Genomic DNA, 25,503 nt, shown 5'->3' with positions numbered 1-25,503 from the left:
TCCACGTCTCAAGCGGCTTCAAAGTTCACCAGTACGGCGCCGTCGCCCACTTGGTCGCCTGCCTTGGCGCGATAGCCCTTCACCGTGCCGTCGGCCGGGGCCTGCAGGGTGTGCTCCATCTTCATCGCTTCCAGCACCACCAGCGGCGTGCCGCGCTTCACCTGCGTACCGGCCTCGACCAGGGTGGCCACGATCCTGCCCGGCATCGGTGCCAGCAGGCTGCCGGCATCGGCGGTGGCGTTGTCTGATTCACCGACCGGATCGTGCAGGGTGAAGCGGTGCTGGCCATCGGCGCCGAACAGATACAGCTGGTCGCCTTCGCGCAGCAGCTGCAGCTGCCAGCGGCGACCGTCCAGCTGCACGCTCAGGCGCTGGCCATCGGCGCTGCCGAGCACCATGGCCGGTGCAGCATCATCGCGCTGCACGCGCCAGCCCTCGGCCTGCGCCCATACCTTCAGCGTGTGCCTGCGCTCGCCCTGCTGCAGCGGCAGCACACGCGGTGCCGAAGCACCCAGGCGCCAACCGTCCTGCGCCTGCCACGGCGAATGCGGATCGCGTGCATCGCTGCCCGCACGCGCGGTGCTGGCCACGGCGGCGATGGCCGCCAGCTGCCACAGCGCATCGTCGCTATCGCCCACGGCGCTCAGCGCGGCCTGTTCGCGTTCGATCAGCGCGGTGTCGAGCTCCGCGTGAGCGAACGAATCGGTGTTCACCAAGCGACGCAGGAAACCGGCATTGGTGGTCACGCCCACCACCTGGCAGTCGGCCAGGGCCTGGCTCATGCGGCGCAGCGCGGCCTCGCGGTCCACGTCCCAGACGATCAGCTTGGCGATCATCGGATCGTAGTACGGGGTGATGCTGTCGCCTTCTTCCACCCCGGTATCCACGCGCACGTTCGCCGAGGGCATCGGCAGGCGCAGGCGGCGCAGGGTGCCGGTGGACGGCAGGAAACCACGGTCGGCGTCCTCCGCATACAGGCGTGCTTCGATGGCATGGCCGTGGATGGCCAGCTGTTCCTGGCGCAGCGGCATCGACTGTCCAGCGGCTACGCGCAGCTGCCACTCCACCAGGTCGGTGCCGGTGATGTACTCGGTCACGGGGTGTTCGACCTGCAGGCGGGTGTTCATTTCCATGAAGTAGAAATCGCCGTCCGGGCCGGCGATGAACTCCACCGTGCCCGCCCCGACATAGCCCACGGCGCGCGCGGCATCGACCGCGGCCTTGCCCATCGCTGCACGGCGCTCGGCGCTCATGCCCGGTGCCGGGGCTTCTTCCAGCACCTTCTGGTGGCGGCGCTGCACCGAGCAGTCGCGCTCGAACAGGTAGACCGCATCCCCGTGGGAATCGCCGAACACCTGGATCTCGATGTGGCGCGGGCGCTCGACGTACTTTTCCACCAGCACGTGGTCGTTGCCGAAGGCCGAGGCGGCCTCGCGCTGGCAGCTGGCCAGCGCATCGACGAAGTCTTCGCTGCGTTCGACCTTGCGCATGCCCTTGCCACCGCCGCCGGCGCTGGCCTTGATCAGCACCGGGTAGCCGATGGCATCGGCCTGCGCGCGCAGGAACGCGGGCTCCTGCTGGTCACCGTGGTAGCCGGGCGTCAGTGGCACGCCGGCCTTGGCCATCAGCGCCTTGGCCGCGCTCTTGTCACCCATCGCGCGGATGGCGCTGGCCGGCGGGCCGATGAAGGTGATGCCGGCGGCGGCACAGGCATCGGCGAAATCGGCGTTCTCGGACAGGAAGCCGTAACCGGGGTGGATCGCCTGCGCGCCGGCCAGGCGTGCGGCCTCCAGCAGCATGTCGCCGCGCAGGTAGCTTTCGCGCGCGGCAGCCGCGCCGATGTGGATGGCCTCGTCGGCCAGGCGCACGTGGCGCGCGTTGCGGTCGGCATCGGAATACACCGCCACGGTGGCGATGCCCAGGCGGCGGCAGGTGGCGATGACGCGGCAGGCGATCTCGCCACGGTTGGCGATGAGGATTTTGCTGAACATGGCGACGGGCTTCATGGGAGCTTGCTCGGTCATGGCACGGGTCACATGCGGAACACGCCGAAGCGCGTCTGCTGCGGGGCGGCGTTGAGGCTGGCCGACAGGGCCAGGGCCAGGACACGGCGGGTGTCGACCGGATCGATCACGCCGTCATCCCACAGGCGCGCACTGGCGTAGTAGGGGTGGCCCTGCTGTTCGAACTGGTCGCGGATCGGCGCCTTGAAGGCGTCTTCTTCCGCCGCCAGCCACTGCCCGCCCTTGGCTTCGATGCCATCGCGCTTGACCGTGGCCAGCACGCTGGCGGCCTGCTCGCCACCCATCACGCCGATGCGGGCGTTGGGCCACATCCACAGGAAGTTGGGCGAATAGGCGCGGCCGCACATGCCGTAGTTGCCGGCACCGAACGAGCCGCCGATGACCACGGTGAACTTGGGCACCTTGGCGCAGGCCACGGCCATCACCAGCTTGGCCCCGTCCTTGGCGATGCCGCCCTGTTCGTACCTGCGGCCGACCATGAAGCCGGTGATGTTCTGCAGGAACACCAGCGGGATGTTGCGCTGGGTGCAGAGCTCGATGAAGTGCGCGCCCTTCAGCGCCGACTCGGAGAACAGGATGCCGTTGTTGGCGATGATGCCGATCGGGTAGCCGTTCAGGTGCGCGAAGCCGGTGACCAGCGTGGCGCCATAGCGCGGCTTGAACTCATCGAAACGCGAGCCATCGACCAGGCGTGCGATCACTTCGCGCACATCGTAGGGCTTGCGCGTATCGGCCGGGATCACCCCGTACAGCTCGTGCGCCGGCAGCAGCGGTTCCTCGCTGGGCTGCACCGCCATCGCCGGTTCCGGCTTGCGCCAGTTCAGCTGGGCGATGATCGCCCGCACTCGCGCCAGCGCCTGCAGGTCGTTGTCGGCCATGTGGTCGGCCACGCCGGAAATGCGCGTGTGCACGTCGGCACCGCCCAGCTCCTCGGCCGTCACCACTTCACCGGTGGCGGCCTTCACCAGCGGGGGGCCGCCGAGGAAGATCGTGCCCTGCTCGCGCACGATCACCGTCTCATCGCTCATCGCCGGCACGTAGGCGCCACCGGCAGTGCAGCTGCCCATCACGCAGGCGATCTGCGGGATGCCCTGCGCGGACAGGTTGGCCTGGTTGTAGAAGATGCGGCCGAAATGATCGCGGTCGGGGAACACCTCGTCCTGCAGCGGCAGGAACGCACCACCGGAGTCGACCAGGTAGATGCAGGGCAGGTGGTTCTGCTCGGCGATCTCCTGCGCGCGCAGGTGCTTCTTCACCGTCATCGGGTAGTAGGTGCCGCCCTTGACCGTGGCGTCGTTGGCCACGATCACGCATTCCACGCCGCTGACGCGGCCGATGCCGGCCACCACGCCTGCGGCGGGCACGGCGTCTTCGTACATGCCGTGCGCGGCCAGCGGCGCGATTTCCAGGAAGGCGCTGCCGGGGTCGAGCAGGGCGTCGATGCGGTCGCGCACCAGCAGCTTGCCGCGCGCGGTGTGCTTGGCACGCGCGGCCTCGTTGCCGCCCAGCGCGGTGCGCGCCAGCGTGGCGTGCAGGTCATCGACCACGGCCTGCATGGCGGCGCGGTTGCTTTCGAAGGTGTCGCTGCCCGGTTGCAGCTGGCTGTTGAGGACGGTCATCGCAGTGGCCTTACAGGGTGCGCTGGAACAGTTCGCGGCCGATCAGCATGCGGCGGATCTCCGAGGTGCCGGCGCCGATTTCATACAGCTTGGCGTCGCGCCACAGGCGGCCGGTCGGGTATTCGTTGATGTAGCCGTTGCCGCCCAGGATCTGGATCGCCTGGCCGGTCAGCCAGGTGGCCTTCTCGGCGGCATACAGGATGGCGCCGGCGGCGTCCTGGCGGGTGGTGCGGCCCTGGTCGCAGGCGCGCGCCACGGCGTAGACGTAGGCGCGGCAGGCGCCCAGGCCCACATACATATCGGCGATCTTGGCCTGGATCAGCTGGAAGCTGCCGATCGCCTCGCCGAACTGGTGGCGCTCGTGCACATACGGCATCACCACGTCCATGGCCGCGGCCATCAGGCCCAGCGGGCCACCGGAGAGGACCACGCGCTCGTAGTCCAGGCCGGACATCAGCACGCGCACGCCGCCGCCGACCTGGCCCAGCACGTTCTCTTCCGGCACTTCGCAGTCCTGGAACACCAGCTCACAGGTGGGCGAGGAGCGCATGCCCAGCTTGTCCAGCTTCTGCGCGGTGCTGAAGCCCTTCATGCCCTTCTCGACCAGAAAGGCGGTGATGCCCTTGGCACCGGCGTCCATGTCGGTCTTTGCATAGACCACCAGCACGTCGGCATCGGGGCCGTTGGTGATCCACATCTTGTTGCCGTTGAGCACGTAGCGGTCGCCGCGCTTGTCCGCGCGCAGCTTCATCGACACCACGTCCGAACCGGCGCCCGGCTCGCTCATCGCCAGCGCACCGACCAGGGCGCCGCTGCACAGGCCGGGCAGGAAGCGCTGCTTCTGCTCCTCGTTGCCGTTCTTGCGCAGCTGGTTCATGCACAGGTTGGAGTGCGCGCCGTAGGACAGGCCGATGCCGCCGGAGGCGCGCGAAATCTCTTCCATCGCCACCACGTGGGCCAGGTAACCCATGCCGGTGCCGCCGTATTCTTCTTCCACGGTGAGGCCGAGCAGGCCCTGTTCGCCCAGCTTCGGCCACAGGGCCAGCGGGAACTGATTGGTGGCATCGGCCTCGGCGGCCAGCGGAGCGACCTCGGCAGCGGCAAAATGGGCCACGCTCTGGCGCAGCAGGTCGATCTCTTCGCCAAGATCGAAGTTCAGGGATGGCACGTGCATTGCGGCGGCTCCACGAGGAAGGTGGGGGAATGGACGCACCCGTCAGGGGGATGCTGAAGGCTGTTGAAAGCAGCGGCCAGCACGGGCGATGGGCCCAGCGTAGCGGGGTTCGGGAAAGAAGTGAATACAAATTCAAAAATTGAAAATAGAATCAGGATATGGCCTACAAACGCTCTGCATTGATGGAAGAACGGCTGGCCGGCGCCCGTGAACGGATCCTGCTGGCGACCCGCGAGCTGGTCGCTGCCGGCGGCTGGCGCAACGCCCCGGTGACCGCCGTGGCGACCCAGGCGGGGGTGTCCACCGGGCTGATCTACCGGCACTTCCCGTCCAAGGCCGAGCTGTTCGTGGAGGTGCTCAACGCCGCCGTGGCCCACGAGGTGGAGATCATGGAGCGCATCGCCAGCGGGCCCGAGGTGGCCAGCGAGCGCCTGCGCCTGGCGATCACCGCCTTCGTCCGCCGCGCCCTGGCCGGGCCGGGGTTGGCCCATGCCTTCATCGTCGAGCCGGTGGACCCGGACGTGGAGGCCGAGCGCATGCGCGGGCGCCGGGCCTTCGGTGATGTGTTCCTGCGCCTGGTGGAAGAGGGCGTGGCCGCCGGCGAACTGCCCGCGCAGGACGCGCATGCCACCGCCGCCTGCCTGGTCGGTGCCTTCACCGAAGCGATGGTCGGCCCGACCGCGCCCAGCCGCGAAGTACACCGCGACGAAGGCGCGCTGGTGGATGCGATCTGCAGCTTCTGCCTGCGCGCGATCGGCACCCCCGCAAAACGGTAGCGCCGGGCCATGCCCGGCGGCTGTTGCCGCGCTGCCTGGCGAAAGCAGTCGAGCATGGCTCGACTCTACAAAGGCGAGGCGGCCACGGCCGCATGCTGCGCCGCACCAGCATCGACGCCTGTTGTCGCACGCGAAGCGCGTTCTATACTCGGCCCATCACGCAGTCGCTCAGCCGTGGTCCAACGACTATCAGCCAGGGGTAACGAAGAGTGCGGAATTACGATCTGGAGTTCCTGAAACGCTTCTCCATGGTGATCGCGCTGCTGGCGGCCATCACCCTCGGCCTCATCCTCCTGGCGGCATACATCCACACCCGGATACCGCCCGAGGTGTCGCCCACGGCGGCCAAACGCACCGAGCAGCGCATCTCGCCCACCGGCGCGGTGTATGCCGGCAGCACCGGCGCCGCTGCGCAGGCCGCAGCCAAGGCGGCCGCACTGGCCAAGGCCGCTTCGCAGGTCGCCTACGGCGGCACCAGGGACGGCAAGGTCATCTTCGACAACCTCTGTACCGCTTGCCACACCACCGGCGTCGGCCAGGCCCCGACCCTCGACCACGCGCACTGGGACCAGCGCCTGGCGCAGGGCAAGGACACCCTCTACAAGCACGCCATCGAGGGCTACACCGGCCCGGATGGCGGCATCATGCCGCCCAAGGGTGGCAACCCGGCGCTCACCGAGGAGCAGATCCACGCCACCGTGGACTGGATGCTGGGCAACCTGAAGTAAGCGCCGGAACACGCCGCCTTCTGTGGAGCCGAGGCCACGCTCGGCTGCTCTGCGCGCGGGCTGGCCAAGCGCAGCCGAGCGTGGGCTCGGCTCTGCGACACCCCCTGCCACCACCCCGGCTTTGCCTACCAAGGCCGAAACCTGGCCTGCAAGCGGGCCTGCACATTTCGGGGTTAGTCTGTGCGCCCATTTCGTGGAGTCGCCCGTCGATGCGCCGCCGTTCCCTCGCCCTTGCCCTGTCCCTGCTGCTGCCGGCCACCGCCTTTGCCCAGGCCCAGCCACAGGCCGCGCCGACCCCGACCTCCACCACCGCTCGCAGCAAGGCCCCGGTCGTGCTGACCACGGCCCCGGCCGACTGGCGCGCGCTGGACGGCCAGCACGTGCGCATCGCCGCTCCGCTCACCTTGGCCGGCACCGATGGCCTGGAGCGCTTCGGCCAGCTCACCGTGGCCTTCGATGGCCGCCTCTGGCAGCCCACCGAAGTGGCCGCGCCGGGCACCGCCGGCATCGAGCAGGTAATGGCCGACAACCAGCGCCGCCGCCTGGTGCTCGATGACGGCAGCGATGCCCGCGACCCGGGCAGCGTGCCGTACCTGCCTGGCAACCCGGTGCTGCGCACTGGCATGCAGCTGCGCAACGTGGAAGGCATCGTGCGGGTGGATGCACAGGGCCGCCCCAGCCTGCAGGTGCAGGGCACGCTGAAGCTGCCGGACCTGCAGCGCCCGGCGGTGCCGAAGGTGGCCGGCGACCTGCACATCGCCGCCTTCAACCTGGAGAACTTCTTCAACGGTGATGGCCAGGGCGGTGGTTTCCCGACCCTGCGCGGCGCGCGGACGCTGGACGAACACAAGGCCCAGGTGGCCAAGCTGGTCACCACCGTCAACTCGCTCGGCGCCGACGTCGCCGCGCTGATGGAACTGGAAAACGACGGCTACGGCCCGCAGTCGGCCATTGCCGAACTGGTCGATGCGCTCAACCGCGACCGCGGTGCGCAGGGCGACTGGCGCTTCGTCGACGCCGGCAACGGCCCGGGCGACAATCCGATCCGCGTCGGCATCATCTACCGCAGCAGCCGCCTGCAGCCGCTGGGCAAGCCGGCCACGCTGACCGGCGGCCCGTTCGTCGAGCACAGCCGCGTGCCGCTGGCGCAGGCGTTCCAGGCCAAGCAGGGCGCGCCGTTCGTGGTGGTCGCCAACCACTTCAAGTCCAAGGGCTGCCGCGAGGCTGCAGGCGCCGATGCCGACCGCAACGACGGCCAGGGCTGCTGGAACGCCACCCGCGTCACCTCGGCCCAGCAGTTGAACGACTGGCTGCAGACCAACCCGACCGGCACCGGTGCCCAGGACGCAGTGCTGCTGGGCGACTTCAACGCCTATGCGCAGGAAGACCCGATCCGCACCCTGCATGACCTCGGCTGGCAGGACGCCTTCAAGGTGGCCAAGGTCGAGCACCCCTACAGCTACGTCTACAACGGCTATACCGGCCGCCTCGACCACGCGCTGCTGAGCCCGGGCATGGCCAAGCGCCTGCGCGCGGCCGCCGAATGGCACAGCAACGCCGACGAACAGGACGCCAGCGGCTACCAGGGCCGCAGCGTGCCGGGCCCGTGGCGCAGCTCCGACCACGACCCGCTGCTGCTGGGTTTCGGTAAATAAGGATTTGCCGGGGCACGCCCGGCGCGTTGAACGGGTAGCGCCGGGCCATGCCCGGCGGCCTCACCCCCAGGCGATCAACCCGATCGCCAGTACCGCCAGCGCCAGGCCGGCGCGGTTCCACTTGGTGGTGGCCTCGCCGAAGGCGAACACGCCCACCAGCGCGCCCAGCACCACCACGCCGATGTTCATGCCGGCGAACACCGTGGCCGGGCTGTCCGGCATCGACTGGTGCGCATGCACATAGAAGAGGATGTTGCCGCCGTTGAGCAGGCCCAGCAGCGCGCCGGCCCCCAGGTTGCGCCAGGCCAGCCGGCTGCGCCCGCTGGCATGCCGCCACAGCTGCAGCACCAGCATCAGCACGAAGGCCACGCTGAAGCTGGCCAGCACCGCCGCCATCGACGGCGTGCCCGACAGCGCCACCTGCTTGAGCAGCACGTCCACCACGGCAAAGCCGCCCCACACGCCCAGCAGCCAGCCCCAGCCACCCGGCGAGGCCGCCACTGCCGGCCCACGCGGGCGCAGGCTGATAGCCACCATCGCCAGCACGCCCAGACCCAGACCGGCCAGCTTCCACGGCGTGGCGGTCTGGCCGAAGAACAGGAAGGCCGCGGCCAGTGACAGCAGCAGCGACAGGCGCTGGGCCACGTCGGTGCGGACGATGCCGGCCACTGCCACCGCGCGGCCCAGCACCAGGAAGATCGACGGCAGCACCACCGCCAGCGCCAGCAGTGACAGCCACGGTGCATGCGGCGCGCGCAGCGCCTCCAGCGGTGGCTGCAGCACCACGGCAGTCAGGGTGGCGGCGACCAGATAGTTCCAGGTCACCATCTGTGGCACGTCCAGCGCGCGGCGGTTGGCCAGCTTCAACACCACCGAAACCAGCACACTGCAGATCACGGCCAGGGACAGGTAGAGCATGGGGCAGGGCACAGGGCAGGGGCGGGGGACGGTATCATGGTGCCATGCACAAGCCCTCGTTCCCCGTCGCCCCCGGCGAAACCGCCTGCCTCGTACTGGACGGCCCGGCCGGCCCGCTGGAAGTGGTCGTCGACCTGCCCAAGGCCGATGTGCCGGTGCAGCCGATCGTGGCCGTCATCTGCCACCCGCTGTCCACCGAAGGCGGCACCCTGCACAACAAGGTGGTCACCATGACCGCCACCACCCTGCGCGAGCTGGGCATCGCCACGGTGCGCTTCAACTTCCGCAGCGTCGGCGGCTCGGCCGGCCGCTTCGACCACGGCGTGGGCGAACAGGACGACCTCAAGGCGGTCACCGCCTGGGTGCGCAGCCAGCGCCCGGACGACCGCCTGTGGCTGGCCGGTTTCAGCTTCGGCTCCTTCGTTTCGCTGAAAGCCGCAGGCGAACTGCAGCCGGAAGCGCTGATCTCGATCGCGCCGCCGGCCGGCCGCTGGGATTTCAGCGGCGTGCAGCCACCGGCCCGCTGGCTGGTCATCCAGGGTGAGCAGGACGAGATCGTCGACCCGCAGGCCGTCTACCAGTGGCTGGAGACGCTCGATTTCCCGCATGAGCTTGTGCGCATGCCCGAAACCAGCCACTTCTTCCACCGCAAGCTGATCGACCTGCGCGGCGCGCTCACCCATGGCGTCAAGCACTGGCTGGGCGCGGCGGCATGAGCGAGCAGGCGTTAACCCCGTCGCAGCGGTACGCGGCCGGGGTTGCCAGCGGCGACTGGCAGGACGACCCGGCCCAGCACGCGGCCCTGGCCGAGCTGGACCGCATCCACCTGGGCCTGGTCGACAGCGCCGAGGATGGCTGGCTGGACCGCCTGTCCTCGTTCTGGAAGAAGCCCGAGCCGGTCAAGGGCCTGTACTTCTGGGGCGGCGTCGGCCGTGGCAAGACCTTCCTGGTCGACCTGTTCTACGACGGCCTGCCGATCAAGCAGAAGTACCGCACGCACTTCCACCGCTTCATGCGCAGCGTCCACGAGCGCCTGCGCGAGCACCAGGGGCAGAGCGACCCGCTGGCGAAGATCGCCCAGGAATGGCGCAGCAACCTGCGCGTGCTGGTGCTGGACGAGTTCTTCGTCACCGACATCGGCGATGCGATGCTGCTGGCGCGCCTGCTTGAGCGCCTGTTCGCCGAGGGCGTGACCCTGGTCACCACCTCCAATACGGCGGTCGAGAACCTGTATCTGAACGGCCTGCAGCGCGAGAGCTTCATGCCGGCCATCGGCCTGCTGCAGCGCTACTGCGTGGAGCTGTACGCCGAGGGAACCGAGGATTACCGCATGCGCGCGCTGACCCGTTCGCCGGTGTACCGCGCGCCGCTGGCTGCCGACAGCGATGGCTGGCTGGCCAGCCGCTGGGGCAAACTGAGTGGCGGGCAGCCGGCCAAGGCCGGCAACATCGAGATCGAGGGCCGCAAGATTCCGGTGCGGGGCCGCGGCAAGAGCATCGCCTGGTTCGATTTCGCCGCGCTTTGCGAAGGCCCGCGCGGCCCGTCGGATTACATCGAGATCGCGCACGAGTTCAACACGGTGCTGCTGGGCGGCATTCCCGCCTTCGACCGCCTGAACGAAGATGCCGCGCGCCGCTTCGTGAACCTGATCGATGAGCTGTACGACCGTCACGTCAACCTGGTCTGCACGGCAAGCACCTCGCCGGTGGAACTGTATGCCGGCGAACGCCTGCAGGGCGCCTTCGAGCGCACCGCCTCGCGCCTGATCGAAATGCAGAGCGCCGAGTACCTGGGCACCCCGCACCGGGCGTGAGGGGGCCGCTGGCTGTAGAGCCGAGCCCATGCTCGGCCGCTTCTGCATGATGCGCCGAAGGCAGCCGAGCGCGGCTCGGCTCTACAACAGCGCGGCGCGCTTACCGGCTCGGGGCCACCGCATCATCCTGCGGCTGCTCACGCGTGCTGGCCGCCACCTGCACGCCCTCACTGCGCTGGATCAGCCGCAGCGGCTGCCCCTGGTAGCGCACCTCCAGCGCGTCGTGGGCCTCGGCCACGGCGGCCACCAGCGGGCACAGCGCCCGCGCGCGGGCCTCGATGCGCTCGGCGCGGCCTTCCAGCTGCTGTTCCATCTGCGCGTCCAGGCGGTCGGCGCGCTCCTCCATCGCATCGCTGCGGCCGGTGACCATCTGCCACAGCATGCTGCGGACGATGGACGCGGACAGCGACTCGGCCATGTCCTGCACCTTGGTCTCGAAGCCCGGCCCGAACACCGCCTGTTCCCAGTAGCCCTTGCCCAGCGTGCCGCCGATCCAGTCATCGGCCTGCCGGCGCAGGCGCCGGACCTTGCGGCTGTTGGCGGTGCCGGTGAGGCTCTCATAGACCCCGTCGAGCACGTCGAAGCTCAGGCCGCTCACTTCGTGGGCCAGCGCCGTGGCCGCCGGCATCAGCTGCCGCGCCCCGGCCTCCATCTGCCGCAGGCGGGCGGCGTCGGCCTCGCTGACCGGCACGACCGTGTCGTCCAGGCTCAGCACGCCATCGTGGAACACCACCTCGTGCGGCGCCTGCGGGCCATGCCGCAGCCAGATGCCACCGCTGTCCACCAGCACGTCGTAGTCGGTGCGCATGCCGCACTGGTCCGAGCGCAGCTTCGGGGCGTCGGCGGCCATCGCGGGTGCGGTGGCCAGGCAGGCCAGCAGGGCAACGGGGGGCAGGGGCAGGCGCATGGTGGAATCCTTTCCGGTCAGTGCAGGACCACAGCATCCCGCGCCCGCACGGTGCCGTCACCGGCCGGAAGTCACTGCCCGATGGCCATCGCTCCGGCCATACCGGCTTTCCCACCGGCTGCCCACCACCTATCCACAGGGTTGTCCCTAGCCAGCTTCATCACTGTCATGTGAAGCTGTCATTGTTCCGTTTCCGCAGCACGTTGTACCGCCGATGTGACGCCTTCCGGGCTTGACTGCGCAGCCCGTTCCGGCAGGTCCAAAGCGTCCAGACGCGGCGCCGATGGCATGATCCTTGCGCCGCAAGGGATTACCAAATTTCACTACATTTGGCGTTGACGGCCCCCATTACCCCCACTATCTTGTGGCCGTCGGTCGCAACGACCCCATGGCTTGGGGTCCGCAACGGGGCACTACCGCGGTACCCGCCAGCGATCGCCAACCGGCAGTGGAAGGCGCAGGGTCTCACCTCCTGCGACGCCGTCCTGCCACCCTGGGCTGTCATGTCCCAGGTCGAGCAACCCTGATGCATACAGCACCCCCAATCACGCCAAGAGGACACACGCCGTGACCACCGAATCCAGCGCCACCATCGAGAAGGAAAGCGAATTCCTGCTGACGTCGCCGCCGACGGCCAACGCGATGAGCGTGACCAAGCGCAACGGCACGACCGAGCTGGTGGATCTGAACAAGATCGTGCGCGCGGTGCAGCGTTCCTCCGAAGGCCTGCACGCCGTCGATCCGATGCGCGTGGCCACCCGTACCATCTCCGGCCTGTACAACGGCGCCACCACCCGTGAACTGGACGAACTGTCCATCCGCACCGCCGCCCTGCTGATCGGTGAAGAGCCCGAGTACGGCCGCCTTGCCGCGCGCCTGCTGGCCAACTACATCGCCAAGGAAGTGTCGGGCCAGGAAATCTACGCCTTCTCGCAGTCGGTCAGCCGTGGCCACGAAGTCGGCCTGATCAACGACCGCCTGCTGAACTTCGTGCAGACCAACGCACGCAAGCTCAACGATGCCATCGACATCTCGCTGGACCTCAACTTCGATTACTTCGGCCTGCGTACCCTGTACGACCGCTACCTGCTGCGCCACCCGCACACCCGCAAGGTGATCGAGACCCCGCAGCAGTTCTTCCTGCGCATCGCCAGCGCACTCAGCGAGGACGTGGCCGAGGCCCTGGCGCTGTACAAGCGCATGGGCAACCTGGACTACCTGCCGTCCAGCCCGACCCTGTTCAACTCCGGCACCACCCACGAGCAGCTGTCCTCGTGCTTCCTGCTGGATTCGCCGCAGGATTCGCTGGAGTCGATCTACTCCAAGTACGGCGACATCGCCCAGCTGTCCAAGTTCTCCGGCGGCATCGGCGTCAGCTACACCCGCGTGCGTTCGCGTGGTTCGCTCATCAAGTCCACCAACGGCCACTCCAACGGCATCGTGCCGTGGCTGAAGACCATGGATTCGTCCGTGGCTGCGGTGAACCAGGGCGGCAAGCGCAAGGGCGCGGCCTGCGTCTACCTGGAAACCTGGCACGCCGACATCGAGGATTTCCTCGAACTGCGTGACAACACCGGCGACGAATCGCGCCGTGCGCACAACCTGAACCTGGCCAACTGGATCCCGGACCTGTTCATGAAGCGCGTCGAAGCCGACCAGGAATGGTCGCTGTTCGATCCGCGCGTCGTGCCGGAGTTCACCGACCTGTTCGGCGAAGCCTTCGAGGCCGCGTACCTGCAGGCCGAAGCACAGGGCAAGGCCAACCGCACCATCTCCGCGCGCAAGCTGTACTCGCGGATGATGCGTACCCTGGCCGAGACCGGCAACGGCTGGATGACCTTCAAGGACAAGTGCAACCGCGCCAGCAACCAGACCCTGCGCGCCGGCAACGTCATCCACCTGTCCAACCTGTGCACCGAAATCCTGGAAGTCACCTCGGCGGAAGAGACCGCAGTATGCAACCTGGGTTCGATCAACCTGGGCAACCACTTCGACGGCAACGGCGAGTTCGATTTCGACAAGCTGGCCGACACCGTGCGCCTGGCCGTGCGCCAGCTCGACCGCGTGATCGACCTGAACTTCTACCCGATCGAATCGGCGCGCCGTGGCAACCTGCGCTGGCGTCCGGTCGGCCTGGGCTGCATGGGCCTGCAGGACGTGTTCTTCCGCAAGCGCCTGCCGTTCGACGGCGCCGAAGCACGCGCGCTGTCGAAGAAGATCGCCGAAACGATCTACTTCCACGCGCTGGAAACCTCGGTTGAGCTGGCCCAGGAACGCGGCAAGCACCCGTCCTTCGCCGACACCCGTGCGGCCAGCGGCGAGCTGCAGTTCGATGCCTGGAACGTGGTGCCGGAAGATGCCGAGCGTTGGGACACCCTGCGTGAGCGCATCAAGGAACACGGCCTGCGCAACTCGCTGATGATCGCCATTGCCCCGACCGCGACCATCGCCTCGATTGCCGGCTGCTACGAGTGCGTCGAACCGCAGGTGTCCAACCTGTTCAAGCGCGAAACCCTGTCCGGTGACTTCCTGCAGGTCAACCGCTACCTGGTGAATGAGCTGAAGAAGCTGGGCCATTGGACCCCGGAAATGCGCGACGCCATCAAGCTGGCCGAAGGCTCGATCCAGGGCATCACGCAGATTCCGGAAACGCTGCGCCACGTCTACCGCACCGCGTGGGAACTGCCGATGCGTTCGCTGATCGACATGGCGGCCGACCGTGGCGCCTTCATCGACCAGTCCGCCTCGCTCAACCTGTTCATGGAAAGCCCGAACATCGGCGCGATGTCCTCCATGTACATGTACGCCTGGAAGCAGGGCATCAAGACCACCTACTACCTGCGTTCGCGCCCGGCCACCAAGATCGCCAAGACCACGGTCAGCCACACCGCCACTGCAGCGCCGGAGAAGGTGTTCAGCCCGGAAGAGGCCATCGCCTGCTCGCTGGAAAACCCGGAAGCCTGCGAGGCCTGCCAATAAGACGCGCCGTGCCGGCCCCGCCGGCACCTCGCACCTGTAGAGCCGAGCCATGCTCGGCTGCGCAAATGACAAGGCAGCGCCGGGCCAAGCCCGGCGTTTTGACCCGAGAAGATAAGGAAACACCCATGGCCGACACGCCCAAGCAGATGCTGCTCGATCCCGGTTTTGAACTGACCCTGCGCCCGATGCGCTACCCGCAGTTCTATGACATGTACCGGAACGCGATCAAGAACACCTGGACGGTGGAAGAGATCAACTTCCAGATCGACATCAGCGACCTGCACAGCAAGATGTCGCCGGGTGAGCGCCACCTGATCCACCGTCTGGTCGCGTTCTTCGCCACCGGCGATTCGATCGTGTCCAACAACCTGGTGCTGAACCTGTACCAGCACCTCAACGCGCCCGAAGCCCGCATGTACCTGTCGCGCCAGCTGTATGAAGAGGCGCTGCACGTGCAGTTCTACCTGACCCTGCTCGACAACTACCTGCCGGATCCGGACGAGCGCGCCAAAGCCTTCGACGCGGTGGAGAACATCGACTCGATCAAGAAGAAGGCTGATTTCTGCTTCAAGTGGATCGACTCGATCCAGAACCTGAAGCGCATCGAGACCCGCGAAGAGCGTCGCCAGTTCCTGCTGAACCAGATCTGCTTCGCCGCGTGCATCGAAGGCCTGTTCTTCTTCGCTGCGTTCGCCTACGTCTACTACTTCCGTTCGCGTGGCCTGCTCAATGGCCTGGCCTCGGGCACCAACTGGGTGTTCCGCGACGAAAGCGCGCACATGGACTTCGCCTTCGAGTGCGTGGACGTGATCCGCGAGGAAGAGCCGGACCTGTTCGACGACAAGATGAAGCAGGACGTCTACGAAATGCTGGCCGAAGCCATCGAGTGCGAAGTGCAGTTCGCCGAGGACGTGCTGTCCGGTGGCGTGGCGGGCATCTCCACCCGTGACATGCGCCAGTACCTGCAGCACTGCGCCGACAACCATTTCCATCGCCTGGGCATGGAGCGCAAGTACAACGTGCGCAACCCGCTGAGCTTCATGGAACTGCAGGACGTGCAGGAACTGACCAACTTCTTCGAACGCCGCGCCTCGGCCTACCAGGTCGGCGTGCAGGGCGAAGTCGCCTTCGACATGAACTTCTGATCGAACCGGTCAGGTTTGTCGCAACGGAAAACCCCGGCCATGCCGGGGTTTTTTTGTTTCTGTAGAGTCGAGCCATGCTCGACTCACGCGCGCAGCGCGCAATGACGCAAACCGCATCGACGGTCGATCACGACCCAACGCGTCGGCTCTGCCCACAAGATGTCTGCATGTCGCGTAAGCCTCTGGAATCACGCGGATTCCGCTGCGCATCATGGCGCGCTGCTGGCGAACCAGCAGCCGGGACTGCAATCCCGAATCCTATCGACTGATACGCTCGTCAACCGTCGTCGGCAACTGTCCGGCGGCGGTTGGCGACCCGTCGTACTTCTGCGGCGGGCGGTGCGTGGAGGCCTTGTGCCTTCCGGTTTTTCAGTCGATAGACCGGGATTGCAGCCACGCATCGTCCGCCACCCTCACCGGTGGCCTGATCCGTAATGGAGGCACCACCATGAGTACCGATCCGACGAACGCGCACGAACTCAATCACCAACTGCTGCGCCTGCGCCGCCTGATGCAGGGCATCGAAGGCACCGAGCTGCTGCTCTGCGACCACCAGCTTGCCCAGGCCAACGGCAGCACCTCACCACTGCAGGGCAAGCAACCGGCGGAAGCCACCCACGCCATGCTGTGCCTGGCCATCAACGGCCGCCGCTGCGCGGAAACCGTGGAGCGGCTGGTTGCCGGACCGACCCACCATTGAAGGTAGCGCCGGGCCACGCCCGGCGGAATCCATCCGGCGCGGCGGGAAACATCGACCGCGCTGCGCGCTCGCCGGGCATGGCCCGGCGCTACCGCTACCAACGGTCTTACCGCCGCCCTTCCACCGCCATCCGCACGGCCAGCCCGGCCAGCACCGTGCCCATCAGCCAGCGCTGCGCGGCCTGCCAGCTCGGCCGCGCGGCCAGGAGCGCCGCAATGCTGCCGGCCATCAGCACGATTACCGTGTTCACCGCCAGGCTGACCGCGATCTGGGTGAAGCCCAGCACCACCGACTGGGCCAGCACGCTGCCGTGGCCGTCCGGGTGCAGGAACTGCGGCAGCAGGGACAGGTACATCACCGCGATCTTCGGGTTCAGCAGGTTGGTCAGGAAGCCCATCGCGAAAAGCCGGCGCGGGCTGTCCACGGGCAATGCATGCACCGCGAAGGGCGAGCGGCCGCCCGGCTTCACCGCCTGCCAAGCCAAGTACAGCAGGTACAACGCGCCGCCGATGCGCAGCGTGTCGTAGGCGAAGGGCACGGTCATCAGCAGGGCGGTGATGCCCAGCGCCGCGCACAGCATGTAGAACAGAAAGCCCAGTGCCACCCCGCCCAGCGACACCAGCCCGGCGCGACGGCCCTGGCAGATCGAGCGTGAGACCAGGTAGACCATGTTCGGCCCAGGCGTGAGCACCATGCCCAGCGACAGCAGGGCGAAGGCCAGCAGGTCGGTGGCGGCGGGCATGGCGGCGTTCCGTGCGGTGGGCGTGGCGCAGTGTAGCGCCGCCTGCACCGGGCCTGGCTTAAAATTGCCGCACCCCACACCGATGGCCCCGCCATGACCCCCATCCCCGAAACCGTGCCGCCCATCGAAGTGCGCATGGCTGAAATCGTCTTCCCCAACCACACCAACCACATGGGCACCCTGTTCGGTGGCCAGGCGCTTGCGTGGATGGACAAGGCCGCCTTCCTCGCCGCCGCCCGCTATTCGCGCCGCACGGTGGTGACCGCGCGCAGCGACCAGGTCGATTTCAAGCTGCCCATCCGCATCGGCCAGATGGTGGAAACCGTGGGTCGCATCGTCGAAGTGGGCCGCAGCTCGATGAAGGTCGAGGTGGAGCTGATTGCCGAAGACCTGCACAGCGGCGAGCGCAAGCTGTGCACCCGCGGCCACTTCGTGATGATCGCGCTGGGCGAGGATGGCCAGCCGACCGCCGTGCCGCGCCTGCCGGGCGCCGCGGCGGCCGACCCGGCCAGCTGACCACGCGCTTGCGGGGGCGCCCGCGCGCCCCCATTTCGCTGCCATGACCCCGCCGCTGACCGACTTCATCGACCGCGCCCAACGCCTGTTCGTGCTGACCGGCGCCGGCTGCAGTACCGCCTCGGGCATCCCCGATTACCGCGATACCGACGGCCAGTGGAAACGCACGCCGCCGGTGACCTACCAGGCCTTCATGGGCGAGGCGGCCACCCGCCAGCGCTACTGGGCGCGCAGCCTGCTGGGCTGGCCGCGCTTCGGCCTCGCCCTGCCCAACGGTACCCACCAGGCGCTGGCCGCGCTGGAAGCCCGCGGCACCCTGCAGGTGCTGCTGACGCAGAACGTGGACGGCCTGCACCAGCGCGCCGGCAGCCAGAACGTGATCGATCTGCACGGGCGGCTGGATCGGGTGCGCTGCATGGGCTGCGAGCGCCGCAGCGGGCGCGGGGATTTCCAGCAGCGGCTGCTCGAAGCCAACCCGGGCTGGGACGCGCTGGAAGCGGGCATCGCTCCGGACGGTGACGCCGACCTGGAAACCGACTTCTCCGCCTTCGTGGTGCCGGATTGCCCGTACTGCGGCGGCCTGCTGAAGCCGGATGTGGTGTTCTTCGGCGAAAACGTGCCGCGCGAGCGCGTGGCGGCCGTGCAGGAGCACCTGCAGCAGGCCGATGCCGTGCTGGTGGTGGGTTCCTCGCTGATGGTCTATTCCGGCTTCCGCTTCGTGCAGGCTGCGGCCAGGGCCGGGTTGCCGGTGGCGGCGCTGAACCGCGGCCGCACCCGTGCCGATGACCTGCTGCAGTTCAAGGATGAACGGGACTGCGCCGAGGCGTTGGCGGGCTGGGCCATGCTCTGAGCCGAGCGTGGGCTCGGCTCTACAAGGGATGCCTGCTTCTGTAGAGCCGAGCCCACGCTCGGCTGCACCAGGTCGCGCGAAACAGCGATCCATCCAGATGGTTGATCCGCAGGCTCTGCAGCGGTGCAATACGCACCCCCTCCGCATGTCCTTACCGTCTTGAGCCAGCTGTTCTCGCCGATGTCCCTCGGCCCCCTGACCCTGCCCAACCGCATCGTGATCGCGCCGATGTGCCAGTACTCCGCCGAAGAGGGCCGCGCCAGCGACTGGCACGCCATGCACCTGGGCAACTTGGCGCAGTCCGGCGCCGGCCTGCTGATCCTGGAAGCCACCGCGGTCGAACCGCGCGGACGCATCAGCTGGGCCGACCTGGGCCTGTGGGACGATGAGACCGAGGCCGCCCTGGCGCAGGTGCTGGCCAGCGTGCGCCGCTGGTCGTCGATGCCGCTCGGCATCCAGCTGGCCCACGCCGGTCGCAAGGCCTCCACCGCCCGCCCGTGGGACGGTGGCCGCCAGCTGCCGGCCGACGATGCCCGTGGCTGGACCACGGTGGCGCCGTCGCCGGTGCCGTTCCATGCCGCTGACCCGGCACCGGAGGCGCTGGATGAAGCCGGCATCGCCGAGGTCATCGCCGCCTTCGCCGCCAGCGCGGTGCGCGCCGAGCGCTTGGGCTTCGAGCTGATCGAGATCCACGCCGCGCACGGCTACCTGCTGCACCAGTTCCTGTCGCCGCTCAGCAACCGCCGCACCGACGGCTACGGTGGCTCGCTGCCGAACCGCCTGCGCCTGCTCGTGGAAGTGTTCGATGCGGTGCGCGAAGCGGTGTCGGACAAGGTGTCGGTGGGCGTGCGCATTTCCGCCACCGACTGGGTCGATGGCGGCTGGGACCTGGTGCAGAGCGAAGCGCTGGCGCAGATCCTCGACGCACGTGGCTGCAACTTCCTGCACGTGTCCAGCGGCGGCCTCGACGAGCGCCAGAAGATCAGCGTCGGCCCGGGTTACCAGGTGCCGTTCGCGACGGCCATCAAGGCCAAGAAGCTGCGCATGCCGGTCATCGCGGTCGGCCTGATCACCGAGCCGGAACAGGCCGAATCGATCCTGCGCCACAACCAGGCCGATGCCATCGCCCTGGCCCGCGGCATCCTGTACGACCCGCGCTGGCCGTGGCACGCCGCTGCCGCGCTGGGCGACAGCGTGGTGCCGTCGCCGCAGTACCTGCGCTGCGAGCCGCGCGAAGCGCGCAACGTGTTCCGCGCGCGTTAGCCTCAGACCTGCCAGGCCGGCGCGATGCCGGCCTGCAGGTGCTCGAACAGCGCGCGGATCTTCGCGGTGAAATCGCGGCGATCGCTCACGCAGAAGAACACCTCCATCGGCTCCGGCTGCCAGTCGCTGGTCGGATCGAACACCGCCTGAAGGCGGCCATCGCGCAGATAGGGTTCGGCCACGAATGCAGCCAGCCGGGTGATGCCTGCACCTGCAGCGGACAGTTCGGCCAGCGCGTCGATGTCATCGCAGACCATGCTCGGCGGCAGCGCAGCGTCCACCCGCTGTCCGTCCTTCAGCAGGCCCCAGCGCAGCGGCCGGCCATCGGTGGGGAAGCGGTGCAGCAGGCCGCGATGGCCATTCGGTGCGGCCGGATCGGCCGGCGTGCCGTGCGCCTTCAGATACGCCGGCGACGCACAGAACACGAACGGAATACGCGCCAGCGGCCGCGCCACCAGCCCGTCTTCCAGCTGCGCGCCGATGCGGATGCTCGCATCCACCGCTTCCGGCCCATGCTGCACGGCGCGATCGCTCAGCCGCAGTTCCAGCTGCAGCTGCGGGTAGCGCTGCTGCAGGCTGGGCAGCAGCGGTGCCAGCACGTGGCGGCCGAACGCGCTGCTGCTGGCGATGCGCAGCGGCCCGGACGGTTCGATGTCGCCGGCGGTGACCATCGCCTGCGCGCGCGCCAGGTCGGCCTCGATGTGCCGCACCTGCGCCAGGTACACCGCACCGGCCTCGCTGAGCGCCAGCTGCCGGGTGCTGCGGTTGAGCAGGCGCACGCCCAGGTGGGCTTCCAGCCGGTTGATGTTCTGGCCCACGGCGGTGGCGCTGATGCCAAGGTGGCGGGCCGCGGCGGCAATGCTGCCGGTCTCTGCGGTGCGGGTGAAGCTGCGGATGAGCTGCAACAGGTTCATGACCGACCAGCTTGCCATGCGGGAGGGCAAGTATCGCTTGGGTCTGTACCAAGCCGCGCAGCGTTGTCGCGTCCGCATCTGGTGTGTGCCCATCGACCGCGCTAGGCTGCCTGCATCCATGGGGAAGGAGGCCGCATGAAGCCGATCGCGCTGCGTCGTTGGACGGGTGGGCTGCTGTTGTTGGCCAGCGCCGGCGTGTCCGCCGCCCCGACCCCTCTGGCCGACCGCCTGCTGGCCATCGACGAGGACGCGCGGGCGGTGCCACTGGCCGAGCGCGTGCAGCGCCTGCAGGCGGCCTATCAGGCCGATCCGCTGGCATCGATGCTTGCCGAAAGCTGCCAGGCCGTACCGGCCGAGCGCGTGGAGGATGCATTCGCGGCCACCCAGCTGGTCAACTTCTACGCGCCGGACGCGCAGCGGCTGGACCAGATGCAGTGCCTGTTGCCGCGTCTGCGGGGCCAGCGCGATGCCGAGAAGGCCCGCGCCGATGAACTGCACCGTGCGCTGATCGCACAGCGTCGGTTCGCCCAGGCCAATGCGCTGCGCGCCGACGCCGGCCTGGATGCCAAGGTCCTGCCCGAGATCACCGGCGATATGGTGGCGGCGCGCCAGGTGCTGGTGCTTTCAGACGCCGACCACGCCGTCCGCCGCACCCTGCCGCAGCAGGGCTGGCAGGTCGTGGCGCTGGTCCATCCGTACTGTGGTTTCTCGCAGCGTGCCCTGGCGGCGATCACCACCGATCCCGCGTTCGCCGGGTTGCGGCCACACCTGCAGCTGGTGGTGCCCAACGACCAGAGCTGGCCCAGCCAGCAGATGCTGGACTGGAACCGTGCCCATCCCGATCTGCCGATGCAGCCGCTGCAGCCCGGCCCGGCCTGGACGGCGCTGCGCACCGGCCAGACGCCCACCTTCCATCTGCTGAAGGACGGCGAGCTGACGACCACCGCGCTGGGCTGGGAGAACGACGGTCAGGCGCTGCGGGCACTGCAGGCGCTGATGGAGGCGCCACGCTGATCATCGGCGCACACGGTTGCATCGGTGACCATCGTCCCCGCCGCCACGGCGCTGCCCTAAACTCGGGCGATGCGCCCCGATTCCATTCTTACCCTGTCCTGCCCCGACCGCACCGGCATCGTCTACCGCGTGTCCGGGCTGTTGTTCGACCACGGCTGCAACATCCTCGACGCCCAGCAGTTCGGCGACGAGGAGAGCGGACGCTTCTTCCTGCGCGTGCATTTTGACCGCGACGCCAGCCTGCCGCTGGATACCGTGCATGCGGCGATGGCCGCGCTGGCCGCCGACTACGGCATGGACTGGCAGCTGCACGACGGCCGCCGCCGCGCGCGCCTGCTGGTGCTGGTCAGCAAGCAGGGTCATTGCCTGAACGATCTGCTGTTCCGCGCCCATAGTGGCCAGCTGAAAGTGGATATCGCCGCGGTGGCGTCCAACCACGCCGATTTCGCGCCGCTGGCCGCGTCCTACCAGGTGCCGTTCCATCACCTGCCGGTGAACGCGGACACGCGCGCGGTGCAGGAACAGCAGATCATCGATCTGGTCGAGCGCGAGCGCATCGACCTGGTGGTGCTGGCGCGTTACATGCAGATCCTCTCACCCACGCTGTGCCGTGCCCTGGCCGGCCGCGCGATCAACATCCACCACAGCTTCCTGCCCAGCTTCAAGGGCGCGCAGCCGTACCACCAGGCGCACGCGCGTGGGGTCAAGATCATCGGCGCCACTGCGCACTACGTGACCGAGGATCTGGACGAAGGCCCGATCATCGAACAGGACGTGGCCCGCGTGGACCACGCGATGGCGCCGCGCGAGCTGGTGCGGCTGGGCAGCGATACCGAATCACAGGTGCTGGCGCGCGCCGTGCGCCGGCATGTGGAGCACCGCATCCTGCTCAACGGGCATCGCACGGTCGTGTTCCGCTGAGGGGCCCCGCCTCCACGCAGTTCTCACCGGACGTTGCGGCTCCACGCGCTACGGTATCGGTTCTGCAGCAGAGGGAGCACCGGCATGGGCCAGCTCGTTGATGGCGTCTGGCAGGTCGGCACCGCAGGTGCCGCCGGCGAGGATGGGCAGTTCCACCGCGAGGAATCCACGTTCCGCCACTGGCTGACAGCCGATGGCGGGCCTGGGCCGCAGGGCCAGCCAGGGCATGCGGCCGCATCCGGGCGTTACCGCCTGTATGTCAGCCTGGCCTGCCCCTGGGCCCACCGTGCCCTGATCATGCGCGCGCTCAAGGGTCTGGAATCAGTGCTGCCCGTATCGGTAGTGCACTGGTACATGGGTGACCAGGGCTGGACGTTCCAGCCAGGGCGCGGCGTGATACCCGACCCGGAACTGCAGGCGGAATACCTGCATCACCTGTACACCGCCGCGAAGCCGGGCATGACCGGCAAGGTGACCGTGCCGGTGCTGTGGGACCGCGAGCAGCGCAGCATCGTCAGCAATGAATCGGCCGACATCCTGCGGATGTTCAACGAGGCATTTGACGGTCACGGTGCGCTGCCCGGTGATTACTACCCTGAAGCCCTGCGTGCGGACATCGATGCGATCAACGCACGCGTCTACGAGGCGGTCAACAACGGCGTCTACAAGGCAGGCTTCGCCAGCACCCAGCAGGCCTACGACGAGGCCGTGGGGCCGCTGTTCGAAACGTTGGACATGCTTGATGCGCAGCTTCAGCAGTCGCCGTGGCTGGTGGGTGGTCGAATGACCGAGGCCGATATCCGCCTGTTCACTACGCTGCTGAGGTTCGATGCGGTCTACCACGGCCATTTCAAATGCAATGTGCGGCAGATCGCCAGCTACCCCGGTCTGAACGGGCTGCTGCAGCGGATGCTGGCGATGCCTGCGGTCGCCCGCACGGTGGATGCCCACCACATCACCCACCACTATTACCAGAGCCATCGCCAGTTGAACCCGTCCGGCATCGTCGCGAAGGGGCCGGCACGGTTGAGGGATCTGCCGCCCGCGCAGCTGTGAAGGCGGCCATCGATCAAAGGATCGCAATCCCCGCCTTGCCCAGCGCCTCACGCACCATCGCGTCATTGGCTTCGGTCACCGGCCGCGTCAGCTCCCACAGGAACTTCACCCGGAAGCCGGATTTCACCGCGTCCTGCGCGCTCCACAGCACGCAGTAATCGCGCGCCAGGCCGCACACATGCACCTCGCAGATGCGTCGCTCATGCAGCCAGCCGGCCAGGCCTGTCGGCGGGCGCTCGCCCTCCGGGCCATGGTTCTCGCGGAACGCGCTGTACGAATCCACCTGCTGGCGGGTGCCCTTGCGCAGGATCAGGTCGGCCACGGTCCAGTCCACGCCCGGGTGCAGCGCGGCGCCGTCGCTGCCCTGCACGCAGTGGTCCGGCCACAGGGTCTGCGGCTGCGCGTGCAGCAGGATGCTCTCGAACGAGCGCGTGCCGGGGTGCTGGCTGGCGAAGGAGGCGTGGTCGGCCGGGTGCCAGTCCTGCGTGGCCACCACCGTACGGTAGCGGCGCTGCGCCAGCAGCTCGGCAACCGGCGCCACCAGCGCATCGCCCTGGTCACAGGCCAGCGCGCCACCGGGCATGAAGTCCGGCTGCAGGTCGATCACCAGCAGGGCGACATCGGCGGGCAGGGCGGTCATGGCAGGGTCCAGCACAGCAGAAGGGGCGACCAGCGTGGCCGCCCCCCGCGCGCACGTCAATCGCCTTGCGGCGTTTCAGCATCCTGGCCGTAGTACAGCAGGCCGATCTTGATGCGCTCGCGACCGGTTTCGCGGCGGTGGCGGTTGGCATCGCGCAGCGAATACACGCAGCCGCAGTACTCCTGCTGGTAGAACTGTTCGCGCTTGCTGATCTCCACCATGCGGCTGGCACCGCCGCCCTTGCGCCAGTTGTATTCCCAGTACTGCAGGCCTTCGTAGCGCGATGCCGCGCGCACGCCGCAGTCGTTGATCTGCGCCATGTTTTTCCAGCGCGAAATGCCCAGCGACGAACTGATGGTGTCGTAGCCGTGCTCATGCGCGTACAGCGCGGTGCGCTCGAAACGCATGTCGAAGCACATCGTGCAGCGGATGCCGCGCTCGGGCTCGTTTTCCATGCCGCGCGCACGGCTGAACCAGTTGTCGGTGTCGTAGTCGCAATCGATGAAGGGGATGCCGTGCTGCTCGGCGAAGCGGATGTTCTCCTGCTTGCGCAGCTCGTATTCCTTCACCGGGTGGATGTTGGGGTTGTAGAAGAAGATCGCGTAGTCGATCCCGGAGGCGGTGATCGCCTCCATCACTTCGCCCGAGCAGGGCGCGCAGCACGAATGCAGCAGCAGGCGCTTGCCGTCGGCGGGGAGGGACAGGGCGGGGCGTTGGAACTCGGTCATCGTCGGGTGCATCTGGGCGTGGGCAACGGGTCTGGCCGGAAACCGTGAACAGGACGCGCGCGGCCACGCCGCCTGCACGCCCAGGACGACATTGGCCCCGGCAACCTCCCCGCGGAGATTCCAGGTCGAGTCAGGGGACGGTCGTGTCCCCCGGCCGGGGCCGGTATTCGGGCTGATGGACACGGGCCGCAGCCCACCTACTACCTGCCGCTTCCCAGGCGCGAGCCCAGTGCTGTTGGCAGGATTCGTTTCCATTCACCGCTGCGGGGCAGCTCCGGAATGGGCGCGCGAGGCGCCTTCACCGGATTCCCATTCAAATCCCTGCCGTTGTCGCAACGACGGCAGGGATACCTTCGGCGTGCCCACGGTGGACGCGTTGCCGGCGTGGGTCAAGAGGCAGTGGGGTCGGAGCCCGTTGCGC

At 68.2% G+C, this 25,503-nt stretch carries 23 protein-coding genes and 1 riboswitch; of the genes, 14 read left to right on the top strand and 9 right to left on the bottom strand.

The genetic code is table 11. From position 1 onward, the window contains the following. Nucleotides 1-8 precede the first annotated feature (8 nt). The 3 genes from NQ204_RS04345 to NQ204_RS04335 are packed head-to-tail and all read right to left on the bottom strand — an operon-like array spanning nucleotide 9 to nucleotide 4,817. Nucleotides 9-2,024: an acetyl/propionyl/methylcrotonyl-CoA carboxylase subunit alpha gene (locus NQ204_RS04345; protein ID WP_488192340.1), complete on the bottom strand. Its 2,016-nt coding sequence runs from the start codon at nucleotides 2,022-2,024 to the stop codon at nucleotides 9-11. Nucleotides 2,025-2,032: 8 nt separating this feature from the next. Beyond that, nucleotides 2,033-3,643 carry a carboxyl transferase domain-containing protein gene (locus tag NQ204_RS04340; protein WP_256643179.1) on the bottom strand — a complete coding sequence of 537 codons (1,611 nt, stop codon included), beginning with the start codon at nucleotides 3,641-3,643 and terminating at the stop codon, nucleotides 2,033-2,035. 10 nt (nucleotides 3,644-3,653) lie between these two features. Further along, nucleotides 3,654-4,817: an isovaleryl-CoA dehydrogenase gene (locus NQ204_RS04335; RefSeq protein ID WP_256643178.1), complete on the bottom strand. Its 1,164-nt coding sequence runs from the start codon at nucleotides 4,815-4,817 to the stop codon at nucleotides 3,654-3,656. 158 nt (nucleotides 4,818-4,975) lie between these two features. Here NQ204_RS04335 and NQ204_RS04330 point away from each other — a divergent pair, with 158 nt between their 5' ends. From NQ204_RS04330 to NQ204_RS04320, 3 genes are all read left to right on the top strand, one after another. Continuing rightward, complete coding sequence (locus NQ204_RS04330; RefSeq protein WP_256643177.1) at nucleotides 4,976-5,593, top strand: TetR/AcrR family transcriptional regulator; 618 nt, start codon at nucleotides 4,976-4,978, stop codon at nucleotides 5,591-5,593. Nucleotides 5,594-5,802: 209 nt separating this feature from the next. Then, on the top strand, nucleotides 5,803-6,321 hold the full coding sequence (locus NQ204_RS04325; protein ID WP_116864840.1) for a c-type cytochrome: 519 nt from the start codon (nucleotides 5,803-5,805) through the stop codon (nucleotides 6,319-6,321). A 209-nt stretch (nucleotides 6,322-6,530) separates the two neighbouring features. Beyond that, entirely contained in the window at nucleotides 6,531-7,976 is a 1,446-nt protein-coding gene (locus NQ204_RS04320) for an ExeM/NucH family extracellular endonuclease (protein ID WP_256643176.1), read from the top strand. A 60-nt stretch (nucleotides 7,977-8,036) separates the two neighbouring features. Here NQ204_RS04320 and NQ204_RS04315 read toward each other — a convergent pair whose 3' ends face one another. Beyond that, the gene (locus NQ204_RS04315; RefSeq protein ID WP_256643175.1) at nucleotides 8,037-8,894 is read right to left on the bottom strand and encodes an EamA family transporter; all 858 of its coding nucleotides are present in this window, start codon (nucleotides 8,892-8,894) and stop codon (nucleotides 8,037-8,039) included. A 44-nt stretch (nucleotides 8,895-8,938) separates the two neighbouring features. Here NQ204_RS04315 and NQ204_RS04310 point away from each other — a divergent pair, with 44 nt between their 5' ends. Both NQ204_RS04310 and zapE read left to right on the top strand, forming a co-directional pair. Beyond that, the gene (locus tag NQ204_RS04310) at nucleotides 8,939-9,610 is read left to right on the top strand and encodes an alpha/beta hydrolase (protein WP_256643174.1); all 672 of its coding nucleotides are present in this window, start codon (nucleotides 8,939-8,941) and stop codon (nucleotides 9,608-9,610) included. Further along, nucleotides 9,607-10,707, top strand: a complete 1,101-nt coding sequence (gene zapE, locus NQ204_RS04305; protein ID WP_256643173.1) for a cell division protein ZapE — start codon at nucleotides 9,607-9,609, stop codon at nucleotides 10,705-10,707. The genes NQ204_RS04310 and zapE overlap by 4 nt, the downstream gene beginning before the upstream one ends. Before the next feature lie 100 nt (nucleotides 10,708-10,807). On the opposite strand, the gene NQ204_RS04300 is transcribed toward zapE, so the two are convergent. Next, entirely contained in the window at nucleotides 10,808-11,614 is an 807-nt protein-coding gene (locus tag NQ204_RS04300; protein WP_116864352.1) for a DUF2884 family protein, read from the bottom strand. 567 nt (nucleotides 11,615-12,181) lie between these two features. Here NQ204_RS04300 and NQ204_RS04295 point away from each other — a divergent pair. The 3 genes from NQ204_RS04295 (at nucleotide 12,182) to NQ204_RS04285 (ending at nucleotide 16,438) form a co-directional block, all read left to right on the top strand. After that, nucleotides 12,182-14,593: a ribonucleoside-diphosphate reductase subunit alpha gene (locus NQ204_RS04295; protein ID WP_116864351.1), complete on the top strand. Its 2,412-nt coding sequence runs from the start codon at nucleotides 12,182-12,184 to the stop codon at nucleotides 14,591-14,593. A gap of 125 nt (nucleotides 14,594-14,718) precedes the next feature. Then, entirely contained in the window at nucleotides 14,719-15,738 is a 1,020-nt protein-coding gene (locus NQ204_RS04290; RefSeq protein WP_116864350.1) for a ribonucleotide-diphosphate reductase subunit beta, read from the top strand. 448 nt (nucleotides 15,739-16,186) lie between these two features. Further along, nucleotides 16,187-16,438, top strand: coding sequence for a hypothetical protein (locus tag NQ204_RS04285; RefSeq protein ID WP_116864349.1), 252 nt, complete (start codon nucleotides 16,187-16,189; stop codon nucleotides 16,436-16,438). Nucleotides 16,439-16,544: 106 nt separating this feature from the next. On the opposite strand, the gene NQ204_RS04280 is transcribed toward NQ204_RS04285, so the two are convergent. After that, the gene (locus NQ204_RS04280; protein ID WP_256643172.1) at nucleotides 16,545-17,180 is read right to left on the bottom strand and encodes a LysE family translocator; all 636 of its coding nucleotides are present in this window, start codon (nucleotides 17,178-17,180) and stop codon (nucleotides 16,545-16,547) included. 93 nt (nucleotides 17,181-17,273) lie between these two features. On the opposite strand from NQ204_RS04280, the gene NQ204_RS04275 reads away from it, so the two are divergent. From NQ204_RS04275 to NQ204_RS04265, 3 genes are all read left to right on the top strand, one after another. Beyond that, a complete protein-coding gene (locus NQ204_RS04275; RefSeq protein WP_116864347.1) occupies nucleotides 17,274-17,696 on the top strand; it encodes an acyl-CoA thioesterase in 423 nt (140 codons plus the stop codon). A gap of 43 nt (nucleotides 17,697-17,739) precedes the next feature. Beyond that, entirely contained in the window at nucleotides 17,740-18,546 is an 807-nt protein-coding gene (locus tag NQ204_RS04270) for an NAD-dependent protein deacetylase (protein ID WP_116864346.1), read from the top strand. 159 nt (nucleotides 18,547-18,705) lie between these two features. Next, nucleotides 18,706-19,809 (top strand): NADH:flavin oxidoreductase/NADH oxidase, encoded by a 1,104-nt coding sequence (locus tag NQ204_RS04265; RefSeq protein ID WP_256643171.1) that lies wholly within the window; start codon nucleotides 18,706-18,708, stop codon nucleotides 19,807-19,809. A 2-nt stretch (nucleotides 19,810-19,811) separates the two neighbouring features. On the opposite strand, the gene NQ204_RS04260 is transcribed toward NQ204_RS04265, so the two are convergent. Continuing rightward, complete coding sequence (locus NQ204_RS04260) at nucleotides 19,812-20,723, bottom strand: LysR family transcriptional regulator (RefSeq protein WP_256643170.1); 912 nt, start codon at nucleotides 20,721-20,723, stop codon at nucleotides 19,812-19,814. A 135-nt stretch (nucleotides 20,724-20,858) separates the two neighbouring features. On the opposite strand from NQ204_RS04260, the gene NQ204_RS04255 reads away from it, so the two are divergent. From NQ204_RS04255 to NQ204_RS04245, 3 genes are all read left to right on the top strand, one after another. Further along, nucleotides 20,859-21,737: a hypothetical protein gene (locus tag NQ204_RS04255; protein ID WP_256643169.1), complete on the top strand. Its 879-nt coding sequence runs from the start codon at nucleotides 20,859-20,861 to the stop codon at nucleotides 21,735-21,737. Nucleotides 21,738-21,806: 69 nt separating this feature from the next. Next, nucleotides 21,807-22,658, top strand: coding sequence for a formyltetrahydrofolate deformylase (gene purU / locus NQ204_RS04250; protein WP_116864342.1), 852 nt, complete (start codon nucleotides 21,807-21,809; stop codon nucleotides 22,656-22,658). A gap of 84 nt (nucleotides 22,659-22,742) precedes the next feature. Then, a complete protein-coding gene (locus tag NQ204_RS04245; protein ID WP_256643168.1) occupies nucleotides 22,743-23,714 on the top strand; it encodes a glutathione S-transferase family protein in 972 nt (323 codons plus the stop codon). Nucleotides 23,715-23,727: 13 nt separating this feature from the next. Here NQ204_RS04245 and pncA read toward each other — a convergent pair whose 3' ends face one another. Beyond that, nucleotides 23,728-24,354, bottom strand: coding sequence for a bifunctional nicotinamidase/pyrazinamidase (gene pncA / locus NQ204_RS04240; protein WP_116864340.1), 627 nt, complete (start codon nucleotides 24,352-24,354; stop codon nucleotides 23,728-23,730). Nucleotides 24,355-24,410: 56 nt separating this feature from the next. Continuing rightward, nucleotides 24,411-25,082 carry an epoxyqueuosine reductase QueH gene (locus NQ204_RS04235; protein ID WP_116864339.1) on the bottom strand — a complete coding sequence of 224 codons (672 nt, stop codon included), beginning with the start codon at nucleotides 25,080-25,082 and terminating at the stop codon, nucleotides 24,411-24,413. Between the two features lie 141 nt (nucleotides 25,083-25,223). Continuing rightward, nucleotides 25,224-25,452: riboswitch (cobalamin riboswitch) on the bottom strand. Nucleotides 25,453-25,503 lie beyond the last annotated feature (51 nt).

The organism is Stenotrophomonas testudinis, from assembly GCF_024499815.1.
Taxonomy (GTDB): Bacteria; Pseudomonadota; Gammaproteobacteria; order Xanthomonadales; family Xanthomonadaceae; genus Stenotrophomonas.
The sequence above is the reverse complement of the archived record's forward strand: the minus strand, read 5'-3'. Positions and strand labels throughout refer to the sequence as shown.